The following is a 20,180-nucleotide window of genomic DNA, read 5'->3' on the forward strand; positions in this document are numbered from 1 at the left end:
TCATGTTCGACAGCGTTCTGGTGGCGAACCGCGGGGAGATCGCGGTCAGGGTGATCCGCGCGTTGCGGTCGCTCGGGATTCGTTCCGTCGCCGTGTACTCCGACGCGGACGCCGAGGCGTTGCACGTCAAGCTGGCTGACGAGGCCGTGCGGATCGGACCCGCCGCGGCCCGCGAGAGCTACCTGTCCATCGAGAAGATCGTTCAGGCCGCCGCTTCCACTGGCGCGCAGGCGATCCACCCCGGCTACGGCTTCCTCGCGGAGAACACCGCTTTCGCCGCGGCCTGCGACGCCGCGGGAATCGTGTTCGTCGGGCCGCCCGCGTCGGCGATCGACGCGATGGGCGACAAGATCCGCGCGAAGCTGACGGTGTCGGCGGCGGGCGTTCCCGTCGTGCCGGGCCGCACTCGCGCGGGCATGTCCGACGACGAGATCGTCGACGCCGCCCTGGAGATCGGCTTTCCGGTGCTGCTCAAGCCTTCCGCGGGCGGTGGCGGCAAGGGCATGCGGCTGGTGCACGAGGAATCGGCGCTGCGCGAGGCGATCGAGTCCGCACGGCGCGAGGCGCGCGGGTCGTTCGGTGACGACACCCTGCTCATCGAGCGGTTCATCACGAACCCGCGCCACATCGAGATCCAGGTCCTCGGTGACGCGCACGGCAACGTGATCCACCTCGGCGAACGCGAGTGCAGCCTGCAGCGCAGGCATCAGAAGATCATCGAGGAGGCCCCGTCGCCGTTCCTCACGCCCGAGATGCGCGAGGCGATGGGTTCCGCCGCGGTCGACGCCGCGAAGGCCGTCGGGTACGTCGGAGCGGGCACCGTCGAGTTCATCGTGGACGGTACTTCGGGCGACTACTTCTTCATGGAGATGAACACCCGGCTGCAGGTCGAGCACCCGGTGACCGAGATGGTCACGGGCGTCGACCTCGTCGAGTGGCAGCTCCGCGTGGCCTCCGGCGAAGAACTGGATCTGAAGGTCGAACTGAACGGCCACTCGGTCGAGGCCCGCGTCTACGCCGAGGACCCGGCGCGCGGCTTCCTGCCGACCGGTGGCCGCGTGCTGGCGTTGAGCGAACCGGCCGACGTGCGCGTGGATTCCGGTCTGTACGAGGGACTTGTCGTCGGCTCGGACTACGACCCGATGCTGGCCAAGGTCATCGCGCACGGCCGCACTCGCGAGGAAGCTCTCAGGCGTCTCGACCACGCGCTCGGCCGGATGGTGCTGCTCGGTGTCACGACGAACATCCCGTTCCTGCGCGCACTTCTGCGCGACGAGGACGTGCGTTCGGGCGCCCTCGACACCGGCCTGGTCGAGCGGAAGCTGGACTCGTTGACCTCCGCCGAGATCCCGGACGACGTGTACGTGGCGGCCGGTCTGGAGCGCTCGCTGCAGCCGCACGGTGACGACCCGTGGGACCAGCCGGGCGGCTGGCGTGTCGGTGAACACGCCTGGACGACCTGGCGGATCAACGACGTCGACGTGCGCGTGCGCGGCGAGGAAGTCGTTGTGGGCGCTGGAGAACCGGTCCGCGCTCGGGCGCGCCGGGAAGGCGCCGACCTGCTCGTCGGCTCCCGCCGCTACGCGATGGCCCGCGACGGCGACGTGCTGTGGCTGGGCCACGACGGCGCCTCCTGGGCGCTGGTCGAGGCCGAGTTCCTGGTCGGCGCCGCCGACGGTGCCGCCGCCTCCGGTGGCCCGGTGAAGTCGCCGATGCCCGGCACCGTGCTGGTGGTTCGAGCCCAGCAGGGCGAGGAAGTGACCGCCGGTCAAGCGTTGTTCGTGGTCGAGGCCATGAAGATGGAGCACACCGTGACGGCACCCGTCGACGGCGTGCTCGCCGAAGTGAACGTGCAAGCAGGCCAGCAGGTCGCACTCGACCAGGTGCTGGCCCTCGTCGTCTCTCACGAGGAGTGACAGCAATGTTGGACTTCAGGCTCCCGAGCGAGTACGAGGACCTGCGCAAGACCGTCGAGGAGTTCGCCCGCGACGAGGTGGCGCCGGTCATCGGCGACTACTACGAGCGCTGCGAGTTCCCGTACCCGATCGTCGCGAAGATGGGGCAGATGGGCCTGCTGGGCCTGCCGTTCCCCGAGGAGCACGGCGGCATGGGCGGTGACTACTTCGCCCTGTGCATCACGCTCGAGGAGCTCGCGCGCGTCGACTCGTCGGTCGCGATCACGGTGGAGGCGGCGACGTCGCTGGGCGCCATGCCCATCTACCGCTTCGGCACCGAAGAGCAGAAGGCCGAGTGGCTGCCGTCGCTGACGTCCGGCCAGAAGCTCGGCGCGTTCGGTCTCACCGAACCGGGCTCCGGCTCCGACGCGGGCGCTCTCGCCACCACCGCACGCCTCGACGGCGACGAGTGGGTCATCAACGGCACCAAGGCGTTCATCACGAACTCCGGCACGGACATCACCGGCCTGGTGACGGTCGCCGCGGTCACGGGCACCCGGCCCGACGGCCGCAAGGAGATCTCCTCGATCATCGTCCCGTCCGGCACCCCGGGCTTCACGGTGTCGAAGAAGTACTCCAAGGTCGGCTGGAGCGCCTCCGACACCCGCGAACTGTCCTTCCAGGACTGCCGTGTGCCCGCCGCGAACCTGCTCGGCACGCGCGGCCGCGGCTTCGCCCAGTTCCTGCGCACGCTCGACGAGGGCCGCGTCGCCATCGCCGCGCTGTCGGTCGGCCTCGCCCAGGGCTGCGTGGACGAGTCGGTCCGCTACGCCCACGAGCGCGAGACGTTCGGCGCGAAGATCGGCACGTACCAGGCGATCCAGTTCAAGATCGCCGAGATGGAGGCCCGCGTGCACACCGCGCGCCTGGCCTACTACGAGGCCGCGTCCCGGATGCTGCGCGGCGAGCCGTTCAAGAAGCAGGCGGCCATCGCGAAGCTGGTCTCGTCCGAGGCGGCGATGGACAACGCTCGTGACGCCACGCAGATCTTCGGCGGCTACGGCTTCATGAACGAGCACCCGGTCGGCCGGTTCTACCGCGACGCCAAGATCCTGGAGATCGGCGAGGGCACCTCCGAGGTGCAGAAGATGCTGATCGCGCGGGAACTGGGCCTTTAGCGGCGTGGCCCGGAACGTGCCGGGCGAATTCGCGGTCAGACGGGTGCGTCGTGGTGCCGCCCCCACGTCTTCATACTGGACGTATGGGGGCGTGGGGGCGGTGCCACGAGGCGCCCTGCTGAGCGTGAATACGCACGCCAACGGGCCGGGTCACGTCGCTGGTCCGTTCCATCTAAATAGTTTCAAAGCGCCTGTTCGAAACGGTCTGTCCGGCTACCGTCGTTTGCCTTCCGCACGAGTGTGAGGGTGCAGATGACAGGTAGCCGGACAGAACCGGTTTTTCCGGGGTTGCGAGTTCTTCTCGAGGTCATCCACGGGCTTTGCGACAGGCCGGGGTTCTTCTACCGGAGCAAGACCGAGGAAGTGGTCGGTGACCAGCCACTTCCGTTGCTCTACCTGGAGAGCGAAGCCAGTCCGACGCCTTTTCTGCACGCGCTGGAGCACAAGCTCGACGAAGGACGCCCGGCAATACCGCACGCTTATGTCGACGTCTCCTCCGTAGGTGCGGAAGTGGACAAAAGATGGCCACCGGAAGCACGGGAGACTCCGCCGCTGCTGCCGTTGCTGGACGTGCTGAGCCATCGGTTGTCGGAGGTCCACGTCGGCAGCGAACGGTTGACGCGGTTCGACCACTACCGGCTCGTCGACTGGCTCACGAGCAAGCGGCTGCCGCGCAAGCCCGGCCGTGACGACCGGGCGAGCGTCATCGAGCTGTTGCGGCAGTGGACGGGGCGTACGGGCCAGGACGGCGACGCGCTGAACCGGGCCGTCGACGCGTTCATCCCGAACCTCGTGACGAGGCTGGGGCTCGGCCTGGTCGCGTGGGTCGGCAGCAAGGCCGGCTTCCGGTGGCTCGGCAAGCGGGTGCCGGGGCTCGCGCGCGAGTCGAAGTGGTTCATGCGGGGGCAGAACTTCGCACTGCCGAACCACTCCATCGAGTTCCTCGGATTCGCCGAGCGGCTCACGCTGGGCAGGCGCGAGTCGGAGAACGAGGAGCAGATCAAGCTGCTGCTCGTGCACGCGTTCCTGGAGGACCTGCGGATCTCCTACCGGCGCCGCCGCCGGTTCCTGCCGCGCAGGGCAGGGTTCCGCCGCACCGCCTACATCCCCGTGCTGCTCGATGGCGTGACGAAGGACAACGGCGGCTGGGAGCTGCTGGAGCTGATCAACGACGTCCGCAACGAGACGGGTGAGGCCGACCCGTTGCTGGTGATCGCGGCCAGCTCGGTGCAGCCGGCGTTGTCGGAGCGGCTCGGGACCACACCGGTCGCGCCGGAGGAGACCGCGGACGCGCTGGCGACGTGGCGGGAGGAGCTCCCGCGCAAGCGGCAGATGCTCGCACCGGACGCGCGCTACCTGATGATCAGACTGCCGTTCCCGAGCCCGGACAGGAAGAAGTGGAAGGGTGCGCCCGCGTTCACGGCGGCCCCGGTGAAGTGGCTGGCGCGGCCGCGGCGCCTGGAGACGATCATCGCGGCGGTGGCCGCGGTGTTGCTGCTGCCGGGGTTCGTGACCGTGCAGAACCACATCGACGCGAACTGCTCGATAGTCGGCTCAGCGGTCTCGCCGGGGGTGTCGACGCGGCTGATGGACGTCGACGGGCACACCGAATGCGTGGGTTACAGCGACAACGACAGCCAGGTGTTCGGTTCGAACGAACGGCTCCGGTGGACGCAGCAGGCGGTCTTCGCGCAGAACGAGGAGGCCGAACGACTGCGCGCCTCGAACCGCGAACGTCCGCTCGTCTCGTTGCTCTACTTCTCGAGCCTCACCCACCGGGACAGCAACCCCGACGCCGACCACTCCAGGGCCGAGGAGCTGGAGGGGATGCTGCTCAAGCAGCGGCAGCAGAACGACAGGTCGAGCTCAGGGCCGTTGCTGCGCATCGTGGTCGCGAACGGCGGCGCGAAGATGGATCGCGCGCACGACGTCCTGACGGAGATGCTGACACCGTTGCTGGAAAGGGATCCGAGCATCATCGGGGTGATCGGGCTCGACCGCAGCGTCGAGCAGACCAGGAAGGTCATCACCTCGCTCGGTTCGCTCGGGGTGCCGACCATCGGCACGACGCTCACCGAGGCGTCGCTGCCGAAGCTCTCGACGATGTACTTCCAGCTGATCCCCGGCAACGTCCGGCAGGCCGACCTCGTGCGGCAGTACGCGCAGCACGTCCGCGCTACCAAGGTGACGATTCACCACCCGAAGCTGGGGCAGGAGGACGTCTACCTCGACAACCTGGTCGCCGTCCTGGGACAGGAGCTGGCCAGGACGGGTGTGCCGTTCGAGGCACGCGAGTGGGCCAACGGCCCGCAGGAGGTGCCGTCGCAGTGCGTCGAGAACCACTCCAGCGAGCTCGTGTTCTTCGCCGGCCGCGAGGAGCACTTCGGCGAGTTCCTGCAGGCGGTCGGCAGGAACTGCTACGACAAGACGCGCCTGCCGCGCATCCTCGCGGACGACGCGATCATCCGGTTCATCGCGCAGGAGGCGAGCCGCAAGCGCGACTCGCTGGCCGGTATGCGCGTGTCCTACGTGAGCATGGCCGGACTCCTCGTGCTCGCGGGCAAGTCCTGCGTCGACGGCAAGCCGGACGACAAGGTGCGCGGTGGTCTGCCCCTGGACGCCTTCTGCGCCGGCTACAGCAAGCTGGCCAAGGAGGTCCAGGACTCCGCGCTACCGCGGGAGGACAAACCGGCCAAGCCGTGGCCCGGCGAGCACATGGCGGTCGCCTACGACGCGGCAGGGCTGTTCCTCGACGCCGTGCGCAACGCCCAGGCCCGCCTGGCCGGGTACACCCCGCACCGCGGGGCGATCGGCGGGGAGCTGCGTGAACTGGAGTTCTTCGGCGCCACCGGACGCACGAACTTCAAGGTGTCGAGGGTCGGTGAGACGAGGAACTTCACGATCCTCGAGCTCGCCGACATCTACGACTTCGAGCAGCAGCCCACGTGCGTGTTCCTGACCGGTGACCTGTACGGGCCGGACTCGCCACGCCTGCCGAACGGGTGCCCTGCCTAGACGCGTCTGCAAGTACTACCAACTGGAGGTTGGTAGTACTTGCAGACGCCGAAACCTAGACCTTGGGCACCGCCCGGTCGATGATCGAGGCGAAGTCGGTGGACTTGGGGAGCGTGCCGAACGCGACTCCCCAGTCCCCGCCCAGCCGTGAACCGAGGAACGCGTCCGCGACGGCGGGGTGCCCGTGCTTCACCAGCAGGGCACCCTGCAGGATCAGCGCCATCTTCTCCACGACCCGGCGCGCCTGCGACTCGTCCACATCGGACAGCGCGGTGCCGAGCTCGTTCAACGCCCTGTCGACGCGCTGGTCGACCCCGGTGACGGCGGCGAGGAACTCCTGCACCGAGTCGGGTTCCTTCTTCATCGCGCGCAGGACGTCGAGCGCGGCGACGTTGCCGGAGCCCTCCCAGATCGACATCAGCGGCGACTCGCGGAACAGCCGGGGCATCCCGCTGTCCTCGATGTACCCGTTGCCACCCAGGCACTCCAACGCCTCGGCGGCGTGCACCGGGCCGCGCTTGCACACCCAGTACTTGGTGACCGCGAGCCCGAGCCGCGGCCGGTGCTGTGCGAGCCACATCGCGGTCGTGGTCGCCGCCTCGGACTCGATCGCGAGATCGGCCAGCACGTTGCGCATGGCGGGCTGGTCGATCAGGTAGCCGCCGAACGCCTTGCGGTGCGCGGCGTGGTGCGCGGCCTGCCTGAGTCCGGCGCGCATGCCCGCGGCGCTGCCGAGAACGCAGTCGAGCCGGGTCATGTTGACCATCTCGATGATGGTCCGCACGCCGCGGCCCTCGTCGCCGACGCGGTGCGCGAACGCCTCGTCGTACTCGATCTCGGCGGAGGCGTTGGACTTGTTGCCCAGCTTGTCCTTCAGGCGCTGCAGGAAGAACCGGTTGCGCGTGCCGTCCGGGAGCACCCGCGGCACGAGGAAGCACGTCAGCCCGCCGGGTGCCTGCGCGAGCGTCAGGAACACGTCCGACATCGGCGCCGAGGTGAACCACTTGTGCCCGGTCAGCACGTAGCCGTCGGCGACCGGCTTCGCGACGGTCGTGTTCGCGCGGACGTCCGACCCACCCTGCTTCTCGGTCATGGACATGCCGGCGATCAGGCCCTGCTTGGACAGCGGTGCGCGCAACCCGAAGTCGTAGTTCCGCGCAGTGAGAAGGGGTTCGTAGCTTTCGGCCAGATCTGGCGCGACGCGCAAAGCGGGCACGGAGGCGTAAGTCATCGAAATCGGGCATCCGTGGCCGGCCTCGACCTGGGACCACACGTAGAACTTGGCCGCGCGCTCCAGGTGCCCACCGTCGACATAGGCGTGCAACCCGTGCGAAACCGCGACGTCCATCAGCTCGTGCCAGGCAGGGTGGAACTCGACCTCGTCGATTCGGTTCCCGAATCGGTCGTGGGTGTGCAGGACCGGCGGGTAAGCGTTTGCGAGCCTGCCGCGCTCCTGCCACTCGTGGCTGCCCGCGAGCCTGCCCAGCGCGTGCAGTTCGGCGTCGTCGACCCAGCTGAGCAGGGCCGGATCGTCCGCGACGTCGTGGCCGCTCAGCAGCGGGACCTGGTTGGTCACCTCGTGCGTAGCCATGCCCCGCACGTTACTACTCGCAAGTAACTTTGGGCAGGGTGCCGGTGAAGATCGCTGGCCCATTCGGGCTTTTGGGCGTGCCAAGGACGCTGACGAGGAATAACGTCGTTCTGGTGAGTGACCATGGGCACAGCTCGGCCGTGGCTGCGCTGAGCGCGCAGTACGCCGCGATGCGCGAAGGTGCGCCAGTGCGGCTCGCGAAGAAGACGTCGAACCTCTTCCGGTTTCGGGCCGACCAGTCCGGCGGGCTCGACGTCGGCAGGTTCGACCAGGTCCTGTCCGTGGACCCGGTCGGACGCACCGCACAGGTGCAGGGCATGACCACCTACGAGAACCTCGTCGCCGCGACACTTCCCCACGGCTTGATGCCGTTGGTGGTGCCGCAGCTCAAAACCATCACCATCGGCGGTGCGGTCGCCGGACTCGGCATCGAGTCCACGTCCTTCCGCAACGGGCTGCCGCACGAGTCCGTGCGGGAGCTGGAGATCCTCACCGGCGACGGCGAGGTGGTCGTCGCCAAACCGGACGACGACCTGTTCCGCGCGTTTCCCAACTCCTACGGGACGCTGGGCTACGCGCTGCGGCTGGAGATCGAACTGGAGCCGGTGCGCCAGTACGTCCGGTTGCGGCACGTGCCGTTCGGCTCCTTCGCGGAGTGCGCCGCCGTCATCGAGGAGGTCTGCGAGGACGGCTCGGCGGACTTCGTCGACGGCACCGTGTTCTCACGGGGTGAGATGTACCTGACGTTGGGCCACTACGCCGACATCGCGCCTTACACGTCGGACTACACCGGCAACCAGATCTACTACCGGTCCATCCAGAACCGCCGCACGGACCACCTGACGATCCACGACTACCTGTGGCGCTGGGACACCGACTGGTTCTGGTGCTCGCGGGCGTTCGGCGCGCAGAACCCGGTCGTCCGTCGCATGTGGCCGAAGCGGTACCTGCGTTCGGACGTGTACCGCAAGCTCGTCGCGAAGCATCGGCAGCTGAGGCCGCGCACGGACGTCGAGCCGGTGATCCAGGACGTGGAGATCCCGGTCGCCGGACTGGCCGACTTCCTCGATTTCTTCGACCGGGAGATCGGCATCTCGCCGGTGTGGCTGTGCCCGGTTCGCCTGCGCGACACCACGGGCTGGCCGCTCTACCCGATGGACAGGGACACGTTGTACGTCAACGTCGGGTTCTGGTCGGAGGTCCCGGTACGACCGGGGGAGAAGATGGGTGACCGCAACCGGCTGATCGAGCGCGAGGTGGCGCGGCTGGGCGGCCACAAGTCGCTGTACTCGGACTCCTACTACACCGAGGACGAGTTCTGGCGGCACTACAACGGTTCGCACTACCGGTCCGTCAAGGCCCGGTACGACCAGACGAACCGCCTGCCTGATCTGTACGCCAAGTGTGTCAGGGGACGATGAATGCGGTTGGCCTCCATTTTCCAGAGCATCACAGGTGGCAGCGACGTTCGCTTCCAGGCCTACGACGGCAGTACCGCCGGGCCGTCGGCGGCACCGGTGTCCATCGACATCAAAACACCGGAAGCCTTGTCCTACCTGGCTTCCGCGCCGGGTGAACTGGGTCTGGCCCGTGCCTACGTGACGGGTCACCTGGAGATACTCGGCGACGTGCACGCCGGTCTCTCCCGGCTGTCGGAGTTCTCGCTGCGAGAGCTCCCGTGGCTGCAACGGGTCGAGCTGCTGCGGTTCCTCGGCCGGATCCGGTTGTCGCACAAGGTGACCCCGCCGCCGCAGGAGACCCGCCTGCGGGGCCTGCGGCACTCCAAGGCCCGCGACTCGCAGGCCATCGCGCACCACTACGACGTCTCGAACCAGTTCTACGAGTGGGTCCTCGGCCCGTCGATGGCCTACACCTGCGCGGTGTACCCGACCCTCGAGTCCACCCTGGAGGAAGCCCAGTTCGCCAAGCACGACCTGGTGGCGCGCAAACTGGGGCTGAAGCCCGGCATGAGACTGCTGGACGTCGGCTGCGGCTGGGGCGGCATGGTCATGCACGCGGCCCGCGAGTACGGGGTGCGGGCGATCGGCGTGACGTTGTCGCGCAACCAGGCGGAGTGGGCGCAGAAGGCGATCGTCGAGGCCGGGTTGTCGGACCTGGCGGAGGTGCGGCACCTCGACTACCGCGACGTGCGGGAGACCGGGTTCGACGCGGTGTCGTCCATCGGCCTCACCGAGCACATCGGCAAGGCGAAGCTGCCCACCTACTTCGATTCGCTGTACCGGAAGCTGAAGCCCGGCGGCCGGCTGCTGAACCACTGCATCACCCGGCCGGACAACAAGCAGCGGGCGTTGTCAGGGCCGTTCATCGACCGGTACGTGTTCCCGGACGGTGAGCTGGTCGGGCCCGGCCACCTCGTGTCGCTGATGCACGACACCGGCTTCGAGGTGCGGCACGAGGAGAACATCCGCGAGCACTACGCCCTCACGCTCGCCGCCTGGAGCCGCAACCTCGACGCGCGCTGGGAAGACGCGGTCGAGGAGGTCGGGGAGGCTCGGGCGCGGGTGTGGCGGCTGTACCTCGCGGCCTCGCGGCTCGGGTTCGAGCGCAACAACATCCAGCTGCACCAGGTGCTCGGGGTGAGACTGGACGGGACGACGTCGCACATGCCGTTGCGCCCGGACTGGCTTTCCTGACACGGACGAAGGGCCGCGGCTTCGTGCCGCGGCCCTGGTTCCGGGGTCCCTAGCTCAGCTGGTCCACGATCTGCTTGGCCGTGTTGGACGGGATCGCGAACCCGATGCCCACGCTCCCGGCCTCACCGCTGCTCGACGCCGGCGAGTAGATCGCCGAGTTGATGCCGATCAGCTCACCGGCCGCGTTCACCAGCGCTCCACCGGAGTTGCCGGGGTTGATCGACGCGTCGGTCTGGATCGCCTGGTACGACACGGAAGACGCGCGGCGGGTCTCGCCCGGCACGGTCACCTTGCGGTCCAGGGCGGACACGATGCCGGTCGTCACGGTGCCCTGCAGGCCCGACGGAGAGCCGATGGCCATCACCGCGTCACCGACCTTCACCGAGCCGGAGTCCGCCCACTTGACCGGCGTGAGGCCGGAAGCGCCGGAGACCTGCAGCACGGCGAGGTCCGAGGCCGGGTCGGTGTTGACGACGGTGGCCGGCAGTTCGCGGCCGTCGTTGAACTTCACCGTGACCTGGCCGCCGGACGAGGCGACGACGTGGTTGTTGGTGAGGATCTTGCCGTCCGCGGAGAGGATCACACCGGAGCCGAGGCCGTTGCCGACGTTCACCTGGACCACCGAGGGCAGCACGTCCGAGGCGACGGCGCTCCAGTCCAGTGTGGACGTGTTCGCGATCGTCTGCGCCGAGACGGAAGAAGTCGTGGGGGTGGAGTCCGGCGAGGCGATCACCGCTCCGGTGACGCCTCCGAACAGGCCGGCGACGAGTGCCGCGGCCGTGAGCATCGGGGCCGTTCGGCGCCAGAACTTCGGGGCGACGACGGCGGGCTGCGGTTCCACCAGTGACCCGCTCATCGCGGGGAAGCTCTGCTCGGTCATGACTCCACGATGGACCTCCATCATGTGAGCCAGCTGTGCCGAAACCCTCGAAAACCCTGATAAGAACTAGCTGAGAAGGAGCGCGGAGACCTCGGCGGCCGACAGCGGCGGCCCGAAGTACGCGCCTTGCCCGCCCGTCACGCCCAGCTGCCCCAGCCTCGCGGCCTCGGCGGCAGTGCGCACGTCCTCGGCGTAGAGCGGCAGCTTCAGCAAAGACGCCCACCGCAGCAGGGCCACCGAAGCGCTCTCCTCCACGCGGTTCGCGCCCTCGTCGAGACCGTGCACGACGGAACCGGTGAACTTCACACCGCTCAACGGCAACTGGCGCAGCCGGTCGACACCGACGTTGCCGCCGTTCAGCTGGTCCAGCACCAGCCCGATGCCGCGCTCGGCGAGGATCGTGAGCTCGTCGAGCTGGTCGTCGTTCAGCAACGCCGGCAGGTGCTCGTGCAGTTCGAAGCGCAGCAACGACGCGGGCAGGCCGGTGCGGTCCAGCACGCGGGCGACCTCGGCGACGAGCTCGGGCTCCTGGCACAGCCGCGGCGGCAGGTCGATCGAGAGCACGGGCATCCGTGCACCCAGCGCCAGGTGCCAGTCGGCCGCGTGCCGGCACGCGGCCTCCAGCCCCCAGTGCACCAGGCGGACGATCATGCCGTTGTCCGACGACTGGCCGAGGAACGTGTCCGGGCACAGCACCCCGCGTTCGGGGTGGTCCCAGACGATCTTGGCCTCCAGCGCGAGCACCGAGCCGTCGGCCAGCGAGTGGACGGGCACGTAGTCGACGCGGAACTGGCCCTCTTCCAGGGCGCCGGGGATCGAGGCCGCGAGCGCGTACCTCTCCTTGTCGTGCACGTCCCGTTCCCGGTCGTACAGCGCCCACTGCGCCTTGCCGTCGCGCTTGGCCCAGCCGACCGTGACGTCCGCCGCGCGCAACAGGTCCGCCGAGTCGCCGCCGCGCGCCGCCCGCGCCACGATGCCGACGCTCGTGGTCACGCCGACGCCGTGCGAGCCGATCCAGATCGGCTCCTCCAGTCGTGCGGTGAAGTCCTCGACCAGGGCGACCACGCTCCGCACGTCCTGCGGGTCCTTGATCAGCACGCCGAACTCGTCCTCGCCGATGCGCGCGACCTTGGCGACGTCCTCGGAGAACACCGCCCGCAGGTGCGTCGCGACGTGCATCAGCACCCGGTTGCCCGCCTCGTGCCCGAACGCGTCGTTCACGCCGCGGAACCCGTCGATGTCGACCTGCACGAGCGCGAGCGTCTCCGGGCCCTTCGAGCCCGCCACGCCCTCCAGCCAGCCGAGGAACTGCGCGCGGTTCGGCAGGCCCGTCTGCACGTCGTTGAGGCTCTGCCGCACGAGCTGCGACTGCAGCGCACGCATCTCGCTCATGTTCTCGATCATGGTGACGAGGTACGGCGGCGTGCCGTCCTCCTCGCGCACCACCGAGATCGCCATGTGCGTCTGGATCGTCTCGCCGTCGCTGCGGACCATCCGCTTCTCGACCCGGATGTTGTCGTGCTCGGACGCGATCAGCTGCTTCGTCAGCTCCCGCAGCCCGGCCCTGTCGTCCGGGTGCACGAGGTCGCGGCCGCTCATCTTGCGCAGGTCCTCGTGCTTGTAGTCGAGCATCACGAGCAACGCCTCGTTGACGTCGATGATCTCGCCCTTGAGGCCGCTCACGACGATGCCGAACGCCGAGCTCTCGAAGACCGCGCGGAACTTGGCCTCACTCGCCCTGACCGCGGCCTCGGCCCGGCGCATCGTGTTGATCGCGGCCGTGCGGCTCAGCTCCTGCTGGGCGAGCGTGCGGTCGCGCAGTCCCTCCGCGTACCCGGCGGCGAGTGCGGCCAGCTGGGCCGGCGTGACCGGGGTGTGCTCACTCAGACAGGTGAGCGACTGCTCCAGCGTCGCCGAGGCGATGAGGTCGTGCTCGACCATGGACCGGCCGACCTGCCGTGCCTCACCCACACCACCGTTGAGCAACTGCTCGACGTAGCCGCCGAGCAGTTGCTCGAGCTTCCCGCGCGTGAAGTTCGCGACGAGGGTGTTGGAGATCGCCGCCGCCCAGCGAACGGCGGGCTCTCGGCTGTCGACCATGTTCATTCAGCTCAGGTGGCCGTTCGTGGAGGACCGGGGTGATCTGCTTCGATCGGTTGACGCGGTACCATCACCAGGAGTGGGTCCAACGGGCAAGCTTACTGATCACTCAGAACCTGTCCAACCGAACCCCGAATCTCGGTCGAGAATCGACGATTCGGCCACGAATTCACTCGTTTGAACTAATGAATCACCTTGCTGAAGGCCAGCGGACCAATTGTCAGAGGGTCTGTATCAACGTCGAACAACGGTGTGTAACCGGTCGCCAGGTACAGCCCTTTCGCCTCCGGCTGGCGCGGTCCCGTGGTGAGGTAGATCCTGGTGTACCCAAACGTTCTGGCCTCGTTCTCCAGTTCCACGAGCACGCTGCGCGCCAATCCGCGCCGGCGGTGTTGTGAATGCGTCCAGATCCTCTTCAGTTCGGCTGTTTCGGCGTCAAACCGTTTGAACGCGCCGCCCGCCACGGCCACTCCCGCTTCCATCAGGAGGAGGAACTGCCCGTTCGGCGGCTCGAACACATCCGCCGGTCGTTGCATCTCCTGTGCGCCCATTGGGCCGTAACGAGACGTGTATTCGTACGTGAGTTCAGCTACCAATGGCGCCGCGTCCGGATTCGACTGCCGGACGCGCCGCACTTCGAGAGTCGTCATGCGGCCTTGACCCGGTCTCGCTTCGCGACCTCCTCGCGCACGATCGGGATCACGTACCGGCCGAAGTCGATCGCGTCGTCGAGCAGGTCGTAGCCGCGCGCGGACAGGATGTCGACGCCGAGGTCGTAGTAGTCCAGCAACGCCTGCGCGACGGTCTCCGGAGTGCCGACCAGCGCGTTGGAGTTGCCGGCGCCGCCCGTCGCCTTCGCCGTCGGTGTCCACAGAGCACGGTCGAACCGCTCGCCGCGTTCCGCGACCGCCAGAAGCCGTTGCGAGCCGGTGTTCTCCGGGCTGGTCAGCGAATGCCGGCGGCTCAGCGGCCCGTTCGCCTTCCGCGCCTCGATCCGGTCGACCGTGCGGTGTGCCTTCTCCCAGGCCAGTTCCTCGGTCGGCGCGATGATCGGCCGGAACGCGACCTGGATCCTCGGCGCGTCCGAGCGGCCGGCGTCCTTCGCGGCCTGCTTCACCGACTCGATCTGCTGCGCGGTCTCGGCCAGCGGCTCGCCCCACAGGCAGAAGATGTCGGCCTCCGCACCGCCCGCCGCGTAGGCCGCGGGGGAGGAGCCGCCGAACGACACGTTCGGGCGTGGCTGCTGGACGGGGAACACGTCGCTCACGAAGTCCGCGAAGTGGTAGTGCTCGCCGTCGTGGTCGAACGCCGACCGGCTGGTCCAGGCCTTCTTGACGATCTGGATGTACTCGCGGGTGCGGCTGTAGCGCTGGTCCTTGGTCAGGTAGTCGCCCTCGCGCTGCTGCTCGTGGTCGGTGCCGCCGGTGATGAAGTGCACGGTCAGCCGGCCGTCGCTGATCTGGTCGAGCGTCGCGAACGTCTTCGCCGCGAAGGTCGGGTAGCTGACGTTCGGCCGGTGTGCCAGCAGGATCTGCAGCTTGTCGAGCTTGCTGGCGAGGTAGGCCGCGGCTGCAGAGGGTTCCGGCGCACCCGATCCGTAGGCGAACAGCACGCGGTCCCAGCCGTGCTCCTCGTGCGCCCTGGCGAGCCTGAGCGTGTAGTCCTTGTCGAACGCGCCGCTGGACGACCGCGGCGTCGTTTCCGACCCGTCGTTCGTGGCGGCGATCCCGAGAAACTCAACTGGCATGACCGATTCCCCAGAACTGGTAGTGGGAGCAGGGCGCGTTGAGGGAGGCGCCCTTCGAGTGCACACCCGGACCTGGCTCGTCGCAACGACGTCCACAGAGCGGGATTTGCTTGCACGCGCGGGGTACCGTGGTGGTGTTCGCGTTGAGGGACGTGGCTCGTTTCTCGTTGCCCTCCAACGGAAAGACGCGCATGCGCTCACTCGTCGTGATCGGTGGCGGCCCCCGTGCCGCCGGCCTGCTGGAACGCATCGCCGCCCAGGCACCCACGGTGGCACTGGCCGTGCACGTCGTCGACCCGTTCCCGCCGGGTGCGGGCCGGGTGTGGCGGCACGCCCAGTCCCCGTTGCTGCGCATGAACTCCATGGCCGAGGACGTCACCGTGTTCACGGACGACTCCTTCGACGGTCTCGGTCCGATCCGTCCCGGCCCGTCTCTGGCGGAGTGGACCGACATCGACCCGACGGCGTTCCCGTCGCGTCAGGTGCAGAGCAGGTACCTGGAGTGGTTCTTCGACCACGTAAGAGAATCTCTGCCTCCGAAAATCTCTGTGACCGCGCATCGGGCTTCCGCGACGAAGGTCGCCGGCAACCGGGTGTGGCTCGACAACGGCTCGTCGTTGACCGCGGACGTCCTGGTGCTCGCCCTTGGACACCTCGACGCCGAGCCCGAACCCGAACACCGCAAGCTCGCCGAGCACGCCTCGGAGCACGGGCTGGTCTACGTGCCGCCGCTGTACTCGGCCGACGCGGACCTGTCGGCGGTGTCCGGTGACGTGGTGCTGCGCGGGTTCGGGCTCGCGTTCATCGACCTCATGGTGTTGCTGACCGAGGGCCGTGGCGGCCGGTACGTGCGTTCTGACGGCCGGCTCTCCTACGTGCCTTCCGGTGCGGAACCGACGCTGTACGTGGGCTCGCGGCGTGGCGTGCCGTACCACTCGAAGACCGGCTACCGGTTGCAGGGAACCCGTCCGTCGTTGCCGCACTTCTTCGTCGCGGATGCCCTGCGGGGCCGCGAGTTGGACTTCCGCGACGACGTGTGGCCGTTGATGGCCAAGGAGATCGCCTGGGGTCACTACCACGAGCTCTTCACCGGGCACCCCGGCCTGGTGCGGATGCCGTTCGTGGAGTTCGCCGCCTCGTTCACCGCTTTCCCCTGGTACAGCGCCGAAATGCGGGCGCTGGAAGAGCTCGCCGTGCCCGATCCGGCCGACCGCATCGACTTCGAGCTCCTCGACCGGCCGCTGGTCGGGGTGACCTTCGGGTCCGCCGAGGAGCTCCAGGAGCACCTGCGTTCGTACGTCGAGGCCGACGTGGCCCGGCGCTCCGACCCGCGGTACAGCGCGGATCTGGGGGCGTTCCTGGCACTGCTGTCGGTCTACGGCCAGCTGGCGGGGCTCATGCCGTTCGACGGCTGGTGGCACGGCTACTCCAGCTACCTGGCCTCAGGCCCGCCGCCGGACCGGCTGGAGGAGCTGCTGGCGTTGTCGCGCGCGGGAATAGTGCGGTTCCTCGGCGCCGACATGTGGGTGGAGGCGGTGGAAGGCGCCTTCGTGGCGGGCAGCGCGACGACGCCGGACGTGGTGCGCGCCAACGGTCTCATCGAGGCCCGCCTGCCCACGCACTCGTTGTCGCGCACCGCGGATCCGGTGCTGAGGTCGCTGCGCGCGGCCGGCGAGGTGTCCGAGGACGCCGCCGGGCTGGTGCGGGTGTCGCCGGTGGGGCGCCTGATCAACGAGAACGGTGACGAGGACCCGTTCCGGTTCGCCGTGGGGCCTTACACGACGGGGAAGGCGTTCGCGGCGTTCGCGCGGCCGAACACGAACGCCCCGGCGTTCCGGCAGAACGACGTGCTGGCAAGGGAAGTCCTTCGCCGGTTAAGCGACTGAGGTGTAGCGCCCCTGGTGCCGCACCAGGGGCGCGGCGAGGTCGGAGTGCGTGATGTCCAGCGGTTCGCCGACCAGCGCCACGTGATCGCCGACCGCGATCCGCCGCGCGGTCCGGCACCGCAACCGCGCCGGCGCGTCCAACAGCCACGGCACGCCGTCGGCGTCCTCCTGCCACCGCGTCGCCGGGCCGAACCTGTCGACGCCCTTCGTCGCGAACAGGTCCGCGAGCCCGGTCTGCGCGGCGTCCAGCAGGTGCACGGCGAACAGCGGCGCCGTCCGCAGCACCGGCCACACCGACGCGCCCTCGCCGATCCACACGACGACGAGCGGCGGTTCGAACGAGACGGAGGTGAACGAGGAAACCGTTGTGCCGACCGGACCTTCCGGACCGGTGGCGGTCACGATCGTCACGGCCTGGGCGTGGTGCCTCAGTGCGTCGCGCAGCCGGTCCTTCATCGCAGCACCTTCAGCGCGTCCAGGTCGAAGTCCGTGACGTCGGCGGGAAGCGCGGACTCGTTGAGGAACAACGCCTGCGGCACCACCGCACCCAGCTCGGCGAGCACCGGCCGCAGGTGCACCTCGACGGCGAGCGCGTGCTTGTCGGACGCGGCGATCTGCAGCGGGACGACGAGCTTGCCTTTCAGCCAGCCCGGCGGTGCCTGGTCCAGCACGGCCTTCAGCAGGCCGGTGTACGCGGCCTTGTACGTCGGCGTCGCCACGACCAGCACCTCGGCCTGCCCGAGCGCCGCCAGCGCCGCCTTGATCGTGTCCGGTTCCGTGAACACGGCCGGTGCCAGTGCCGCCGCCTCGACGACGGGCCCCTCGACGGGCACGCCCAGCGTCGCGGCGAGGGCCTCGCGCAGGGCCAGGGCCGCCTGCAGCGTGCGTGAGGCGGGCCGCGGGTTGCCGACCAGAACACCGATCTGCGTCATGCCTTTCAGCACAGCCGCAAGGCCGGGGACCGTCAACCCGCGTCCACCACGCGAGAACTACTTGACGGCCTCCGCCGCCGCACGCCCGGCCACCCGGCCGGAGAACAGGCAGCCGCCGAGGAACGTGCCCTCCAGCGCGCGGTAGCCGTGCACGCCACCGCCACCGAACCCGGCTGCCTCGCCGGCGGCGTACAGGCCCGGCAGCACCTCGCCGGACGTGTCGAGCACCCGTGACGACAGGTCGGTGTGCAGGCCGCCCAGCGTCTTGCGCGTGACCACCGAGAGCCTGACCGCGATCAGTGGACCGGCCTTGGGGTCGAGCAGCCGGTGCGGTTCGACGACGCGGATCAGCTTGTCGGTGAGGAAGTGCCGCGCCGCGCGGATCGCGTTGACCTGCATGTCCTTGCTGAGGCCCGCGGTGACCTGGCGGTCGCGCTCGACGATCGTCTTCTCCAGCTCGGCCGCGTCGATGCGCGAGTCGCCGGTCAGCGCGTTCATGCCGCGGGCCAGGTCCGCGACCGTGCCCGCCTGGATGAACTCCTTGGACTTCTGCGCGAACGCCTCCACGGGCGCCACCGCACCCGGCAACGCGCGCTTGAGGACGGCCTTCGTGTCCTTGCCCGTGAGGTCCGGGTTCTGCTCGGAGCCCGACAGCGCGAACTCCTTGCCGATGATCCTCTTGTTCAGCACGAACCACGAGTGCTCGTGGCCGTGGGAGGTGATGTGCTGCAACGACCCCAGCGCGTCGAAACCGGGGAACAGCGGGATCGGCAGCCTCTTGCCCTCGGCGTCGAGCCACAGCGACGACGGGCCGGGCAGGATGCGGATGCCGTGCCGCGACCACACCGGGGCGTAGTTCGCGATGCCCTCGGGGTAGTGCCACATGCGGTCGGCGTTGATGATCGCGCCGCCGGCCTTCTGCGTGATCTCCATCATCGAGCCGTCCACGAAGTCCGGCACACCGGCCAGCATGAACTTCGGCGGCGTGCCCATCCGCTCGGGCCAGTTCCTGCGCACCAGGTCGTGATTGCCGCCGATGCCGCCGGACGTCACGATCACGGCCTGCGCCTTGAACGAGAAGTCGCCCGCGACCGTCCGCGAGCTCGGCTCGGCCCTGCCGGTCGACGAGGCCTCCAGCACGTCGCCGGACACGCCGTCGCACACACCGTTGGTGACGTTGACGTTCGTGACCTTGTGGCGGAACTTGAGCGTCACGAGTCCTTTCGCGACAGCCTCCCGCACCCGGCGCTCGAACGGCTCGACGACGCCCGGCCCGGTGCCCCACGTGACGTGGAAGCGCGGCACCGAGTTGCCGTGCCCGTCCGCCAGGTAGCCGCCGCGCTCCGCCCACTGCACGAACGGGAACCAGCGCATTCCCATGTTGTGCAGCCAGGAGCGCTTCTCACCGGAGGCGAAGTCCACATAGGCCTGTGCCCACAGCCGTGGCCAGTGGTCGTCCTCCCGGTCGAACGCCGCCGAGCCCATCCAGTCCTGCAACGCCAGGTCGTGCGAGTCCTTGACCCGGAGCCTGCGCTGCTCGGGGGTGTCCACCATGAACAACCCGCCGAACGACCACCAGGCCTGGCCGCCGAGCGACGCCTCCGGCTCCTGGTCGAGGAGAATGACCTTGCGACCCGCGTCCGCGAGTTCTGCGGTCGCGACGAGACCTGCGAGGCCCGCGCCGACGACGATGACATCCGCGTCATGTGCCATCGGGCGAGTCTAGATCTACCGCTGGTCAAGCACGAGACCTGAGTCAATTTCACTTTTTGGGGGAGGGGTGCCCGATGAGTTTCCGACCGGCTTCCGAGGTGGGCTTCACCACCGCGACCACGCGTTTTGTCGCGCCCGGATCGGTCACGAACGGCGAGTTCGGGCTGTTCGAGTGGCGGATGGAGGCCCGCCGGCCCGGCGCCCGGCCGCACTTCCACAAGACCTTCTCGGAGTCGTTCTACGTGCTCGAAGGCGAGATCACGCTGCTCGACGGCGAGGAGTGGGTGACAGCAGGGGAGGGCGACTTCCTCTACGTGCCTTCCCATCGCCCGCACGCGTTCCGCAACGACAGCGACGCTCCGGTGCGGATGCTGATCCTGTTCTCGCCCGGGATCGCCCGTGAGGACTTCTTCCTGGAGGTCCGGGATGCCAAGAACCTCTCGCCGGACGAGCTTCGCGCGTTCTACGAGCGGCACGACCAGTACAACCTCTGAGGGTGCCGTCGACCGCCACTACCGGTGAGGGGGGTTTACCGGAGTGCCGGTCGACGGCGGGTTGACCGCGGCGCGAGCACGCGACGCCTGCGGAA

Annotated in this window: 15 protein-coding genes; 7 read left to right on the forward strand and 8 right to left on the reverse strand. The window is 68.8% G+C overall.

Annotation, left to right across the window (positions count from 1 at the left end; genetic code table 11):
• Nucleotides 1-2 precede the first annotated feature (2 nt).
• The 3 genes from SK571_RS35480 to SK571_RS35490 all read left to right on the forward strand — a co-directional run bounded on the left by SK571_RS35480 (nt 3) and on the right by SK571_RS35490 (nt 6,088).
• Nucleotides 3-1,916: an acetyl/propionyl/methylcrotonyl-CoA carboxylase subunit alpha gene (locus SK571_RS35480; RefSeq protein WP_319988473.1), complete on the forward strand. Its 1,914-nt coding sequence runs from the start codon at nt 3-5 to the stop codon at nt 1,914-1,916.
• A gap of 5 nt (nt 1,917-1,921) precedes the next feature.
• Nucleotides 1,922-3,073: an acyl-CoA dehydrogenase family protein gene (locus SK571_RS35485; RefSeq protein ID WP_319988474.1), complete on the forward strand. Its 1,152-nt coding sequence runs from the start codon at nt 1,922-1,924 to the stop codon at nt 3,071-3,073.
• A gap of 288 nt (nt 3,074-3,361) precedes the next feature.
• Nucleotides 3,362-6,088 carry a hypothetical protein gene (locus tag SK571_RS35490; protein ID WP_319988475.1) on the forward strand — a complete coding sequence of 909 codons (2,727 nt, stop codon included), beginning with the start codon at nt 3,362-3,364 and terminating at the stop codon, nt 6,086-6,088.
• A gap of 55 nt (nt 6,089-6,143) precedes the next feature.
• Here SK571_RS35490 and SK571_RS35495 read toward each other — a convergent pair whose 3' ends face one another.
• A complete protein-coding gene (locus SK571_RS35495; RefSeq protein ID WP_319988476.1) occupies nt 6,144-7,679 on the reverse strand; it encodes an acyl-CoA dehydrogenase family protein in 1,536 nt (511 codons plus the stop codon).
• A 170-nt stretch (nt 7,680-7,849) separates the two neighbouring features.
• Here SK571_RS35495 and SK571_RS35500 point away from each other — a divergent pair, with 170 nt between their 5' ends.
• Nucleotides 7,850-9,100 (forward strand): FAD-binding oxidoreductase, encoded by a 1,251-nt coding sequence (locus SK571_RS35500; protein WP_319988582.1) that lies wholly within the window; start codon nt 7,850-7,852, stop codon nt 9,098-9,100.
• Nucleotides 9,101-10,333 carry a cyclopropane-fatty-acyl-phospholipid synthase family protein gene (locus tag SK571_RS35505; RefSeq protein ID WP_319988477.1) on the forward strand — a complete coding sequence of 411 codons (1,233 nt, stop codon included), beginning with the start codon at nt 9,101-9,103 and terminating at the stop codon, nt 10,331-10,333.
• 49 nt (nt 10,334-10,382) lie between these two features.
• On the opposite strand, the gene SK571_RS35510 is transcribed toward SK571_RS35505, so the two are convergent.
• The 4 genes from SK571_RS35510 to SK571_RS35525 all read right to left on the reverse strand — a co-directional run bounded on the left by SK571_RS35510 (nt 10,383) and on the right by SK571_RS35525 (nt 15,060).
• Entirely contained in the window at nt 10,383-11,213 is an 831-nt protein-coding gene (locus SK571_RS35510) for a S1C family serine protease (protein ID WP_319988478.1), read from the reverse strand.
• A gap of 66 nt (nt 11,214-11,279) precedes the next feature.
• Entirely contained in the window at nt 11,280-13,313 is a 2,034-nt protein-coding gene (locus SK571_RS35515; RefSeq protein WP_319988479.1) for a putative bifunctional diguanylate cyclase/phosphodiesterase, read from the reverse strand.
• A 182-nt stretch (nt 13,314-13,495) separates the two neighbouring features.
• Entirely contained in the window at nt 13,496-13,963 is a 468-nt protein-coding gene (locus tag SK571_RS35520; protein ID WP_319988480.1) for a GNAT family N-acetyltransferase, read from the reverse strand.
• Nucleotides 13,960-15,060, reverse strand: a complete 1,101-nt coding sequence (locus tag SK571_RS35525) for an LLM class flavin-dependent oxidoreductase (RefSeq protein ID WP_319988481.1) — start codon at nt 15,058-15,060, stop codon at nt 13,960-13,962. The genes SK571_RS35520 and SK571_RS35525 overlap by 4 nt, the downstream gene beginning before the upstream one ends.
• 191 nt (nt 15,061-15,251) lie before the next feature.
• Between SK571_RS35525 and SK571_RS35530 the strand changes: the two genes are divergently transcribed.
• Nucleotides 15,252-16,946: an FAD/NAD(P)-binding protein gene (locus tag SK571_RS35530; protein ID WP_319988482.1), complete on the forward strand. Its 1,695-nt coding sequence runs from the start codon at nt 15,252-15,254 to the stop codon at nt 16,944-16,946.
• Here SK571_RS35530 and SK571_RS35535 read toward each other — a convergent pair.
• Genes SK571_RS35535 through SK571_RS35545 form a run of 3 tightly spaced genes read right to left on the reverse strand, consistent with a single transcriptional unit; the run spans nt 16,935 to nt 19,591 of the window.
• Nucleotides 16,935-17,402, reverse strand: a complete 468-nt coding sequence (locus SK571_RS35535) for a flavin reductase family protein (RefSeq protein WP_319988483.1) — start codon at nt 17,400-17,402, stop codon at nt 16,935-16,937. The genes SK571_RS35530 and SK571_RS35535 overlap by 12 nt on opposite strands.
• Nucleotides 17,399-17,878 carry an NADPH-dependent FMN reductase gene (locus SK571_RS35540; RefSeq protein WP_319988484.1) on the reverse strand — a complete coding sequence of 160 codons (480 nt, stop codon included), beginning with the start codon at nt 17,876-17,878 and terminating at the stop codon, nt 17,399-17,401. The genes SK571_RS35535 and SK571_RS35540 overlap by 4 nt, the downstream gene beginning before the upstream one ends.
• Nucleotides 17,879-17,935: 57 nt before the next feature.
• Nucleotides 17,936-19,591 carry an FAD-binding dehydrogenase gene (locus SK571_RS35545; RefSeq protein ID WP_319988485.1) on the reverse strand — a complete coding sequence of 552 codons (1,656 nt, stop codon included), beginning with the start codon at nt 19,589-19,591 and terminating at the stop codon, nt 17,936-17,938.
• 74 nt (nt 19,592-19,665) lie between these two features.
• Here SK571_RS35545 and SK571_RS35550 point away from each other — a divergent pair, with 74 nt between their 5' ends.
• Nucleotides 19,666-20,085 (forward strand): cupin domain-containing protein, encoded by a 420-nt coding sequence (locus SK571_RS35550; protein ID WP_319988486.1) that lies wholly within the window; start codon nt 19,666-19,668, stop codon nt 20,083-20,085.
• The last annotated feature ends 95 nt before the right edge of the window (nt 20,086-20,180 follow it).

This window comes from Lentzea kristufekii (assembly GCF_033949925.1).
In the GTDB taxonomy this organism is placed as follows: domain Bacteria; phylum Actinomycetota; class Actinomycetes; order Mycobacteriales; family Pseudonocardiaceae; genus Lentzea; species Lentzea kristufekii.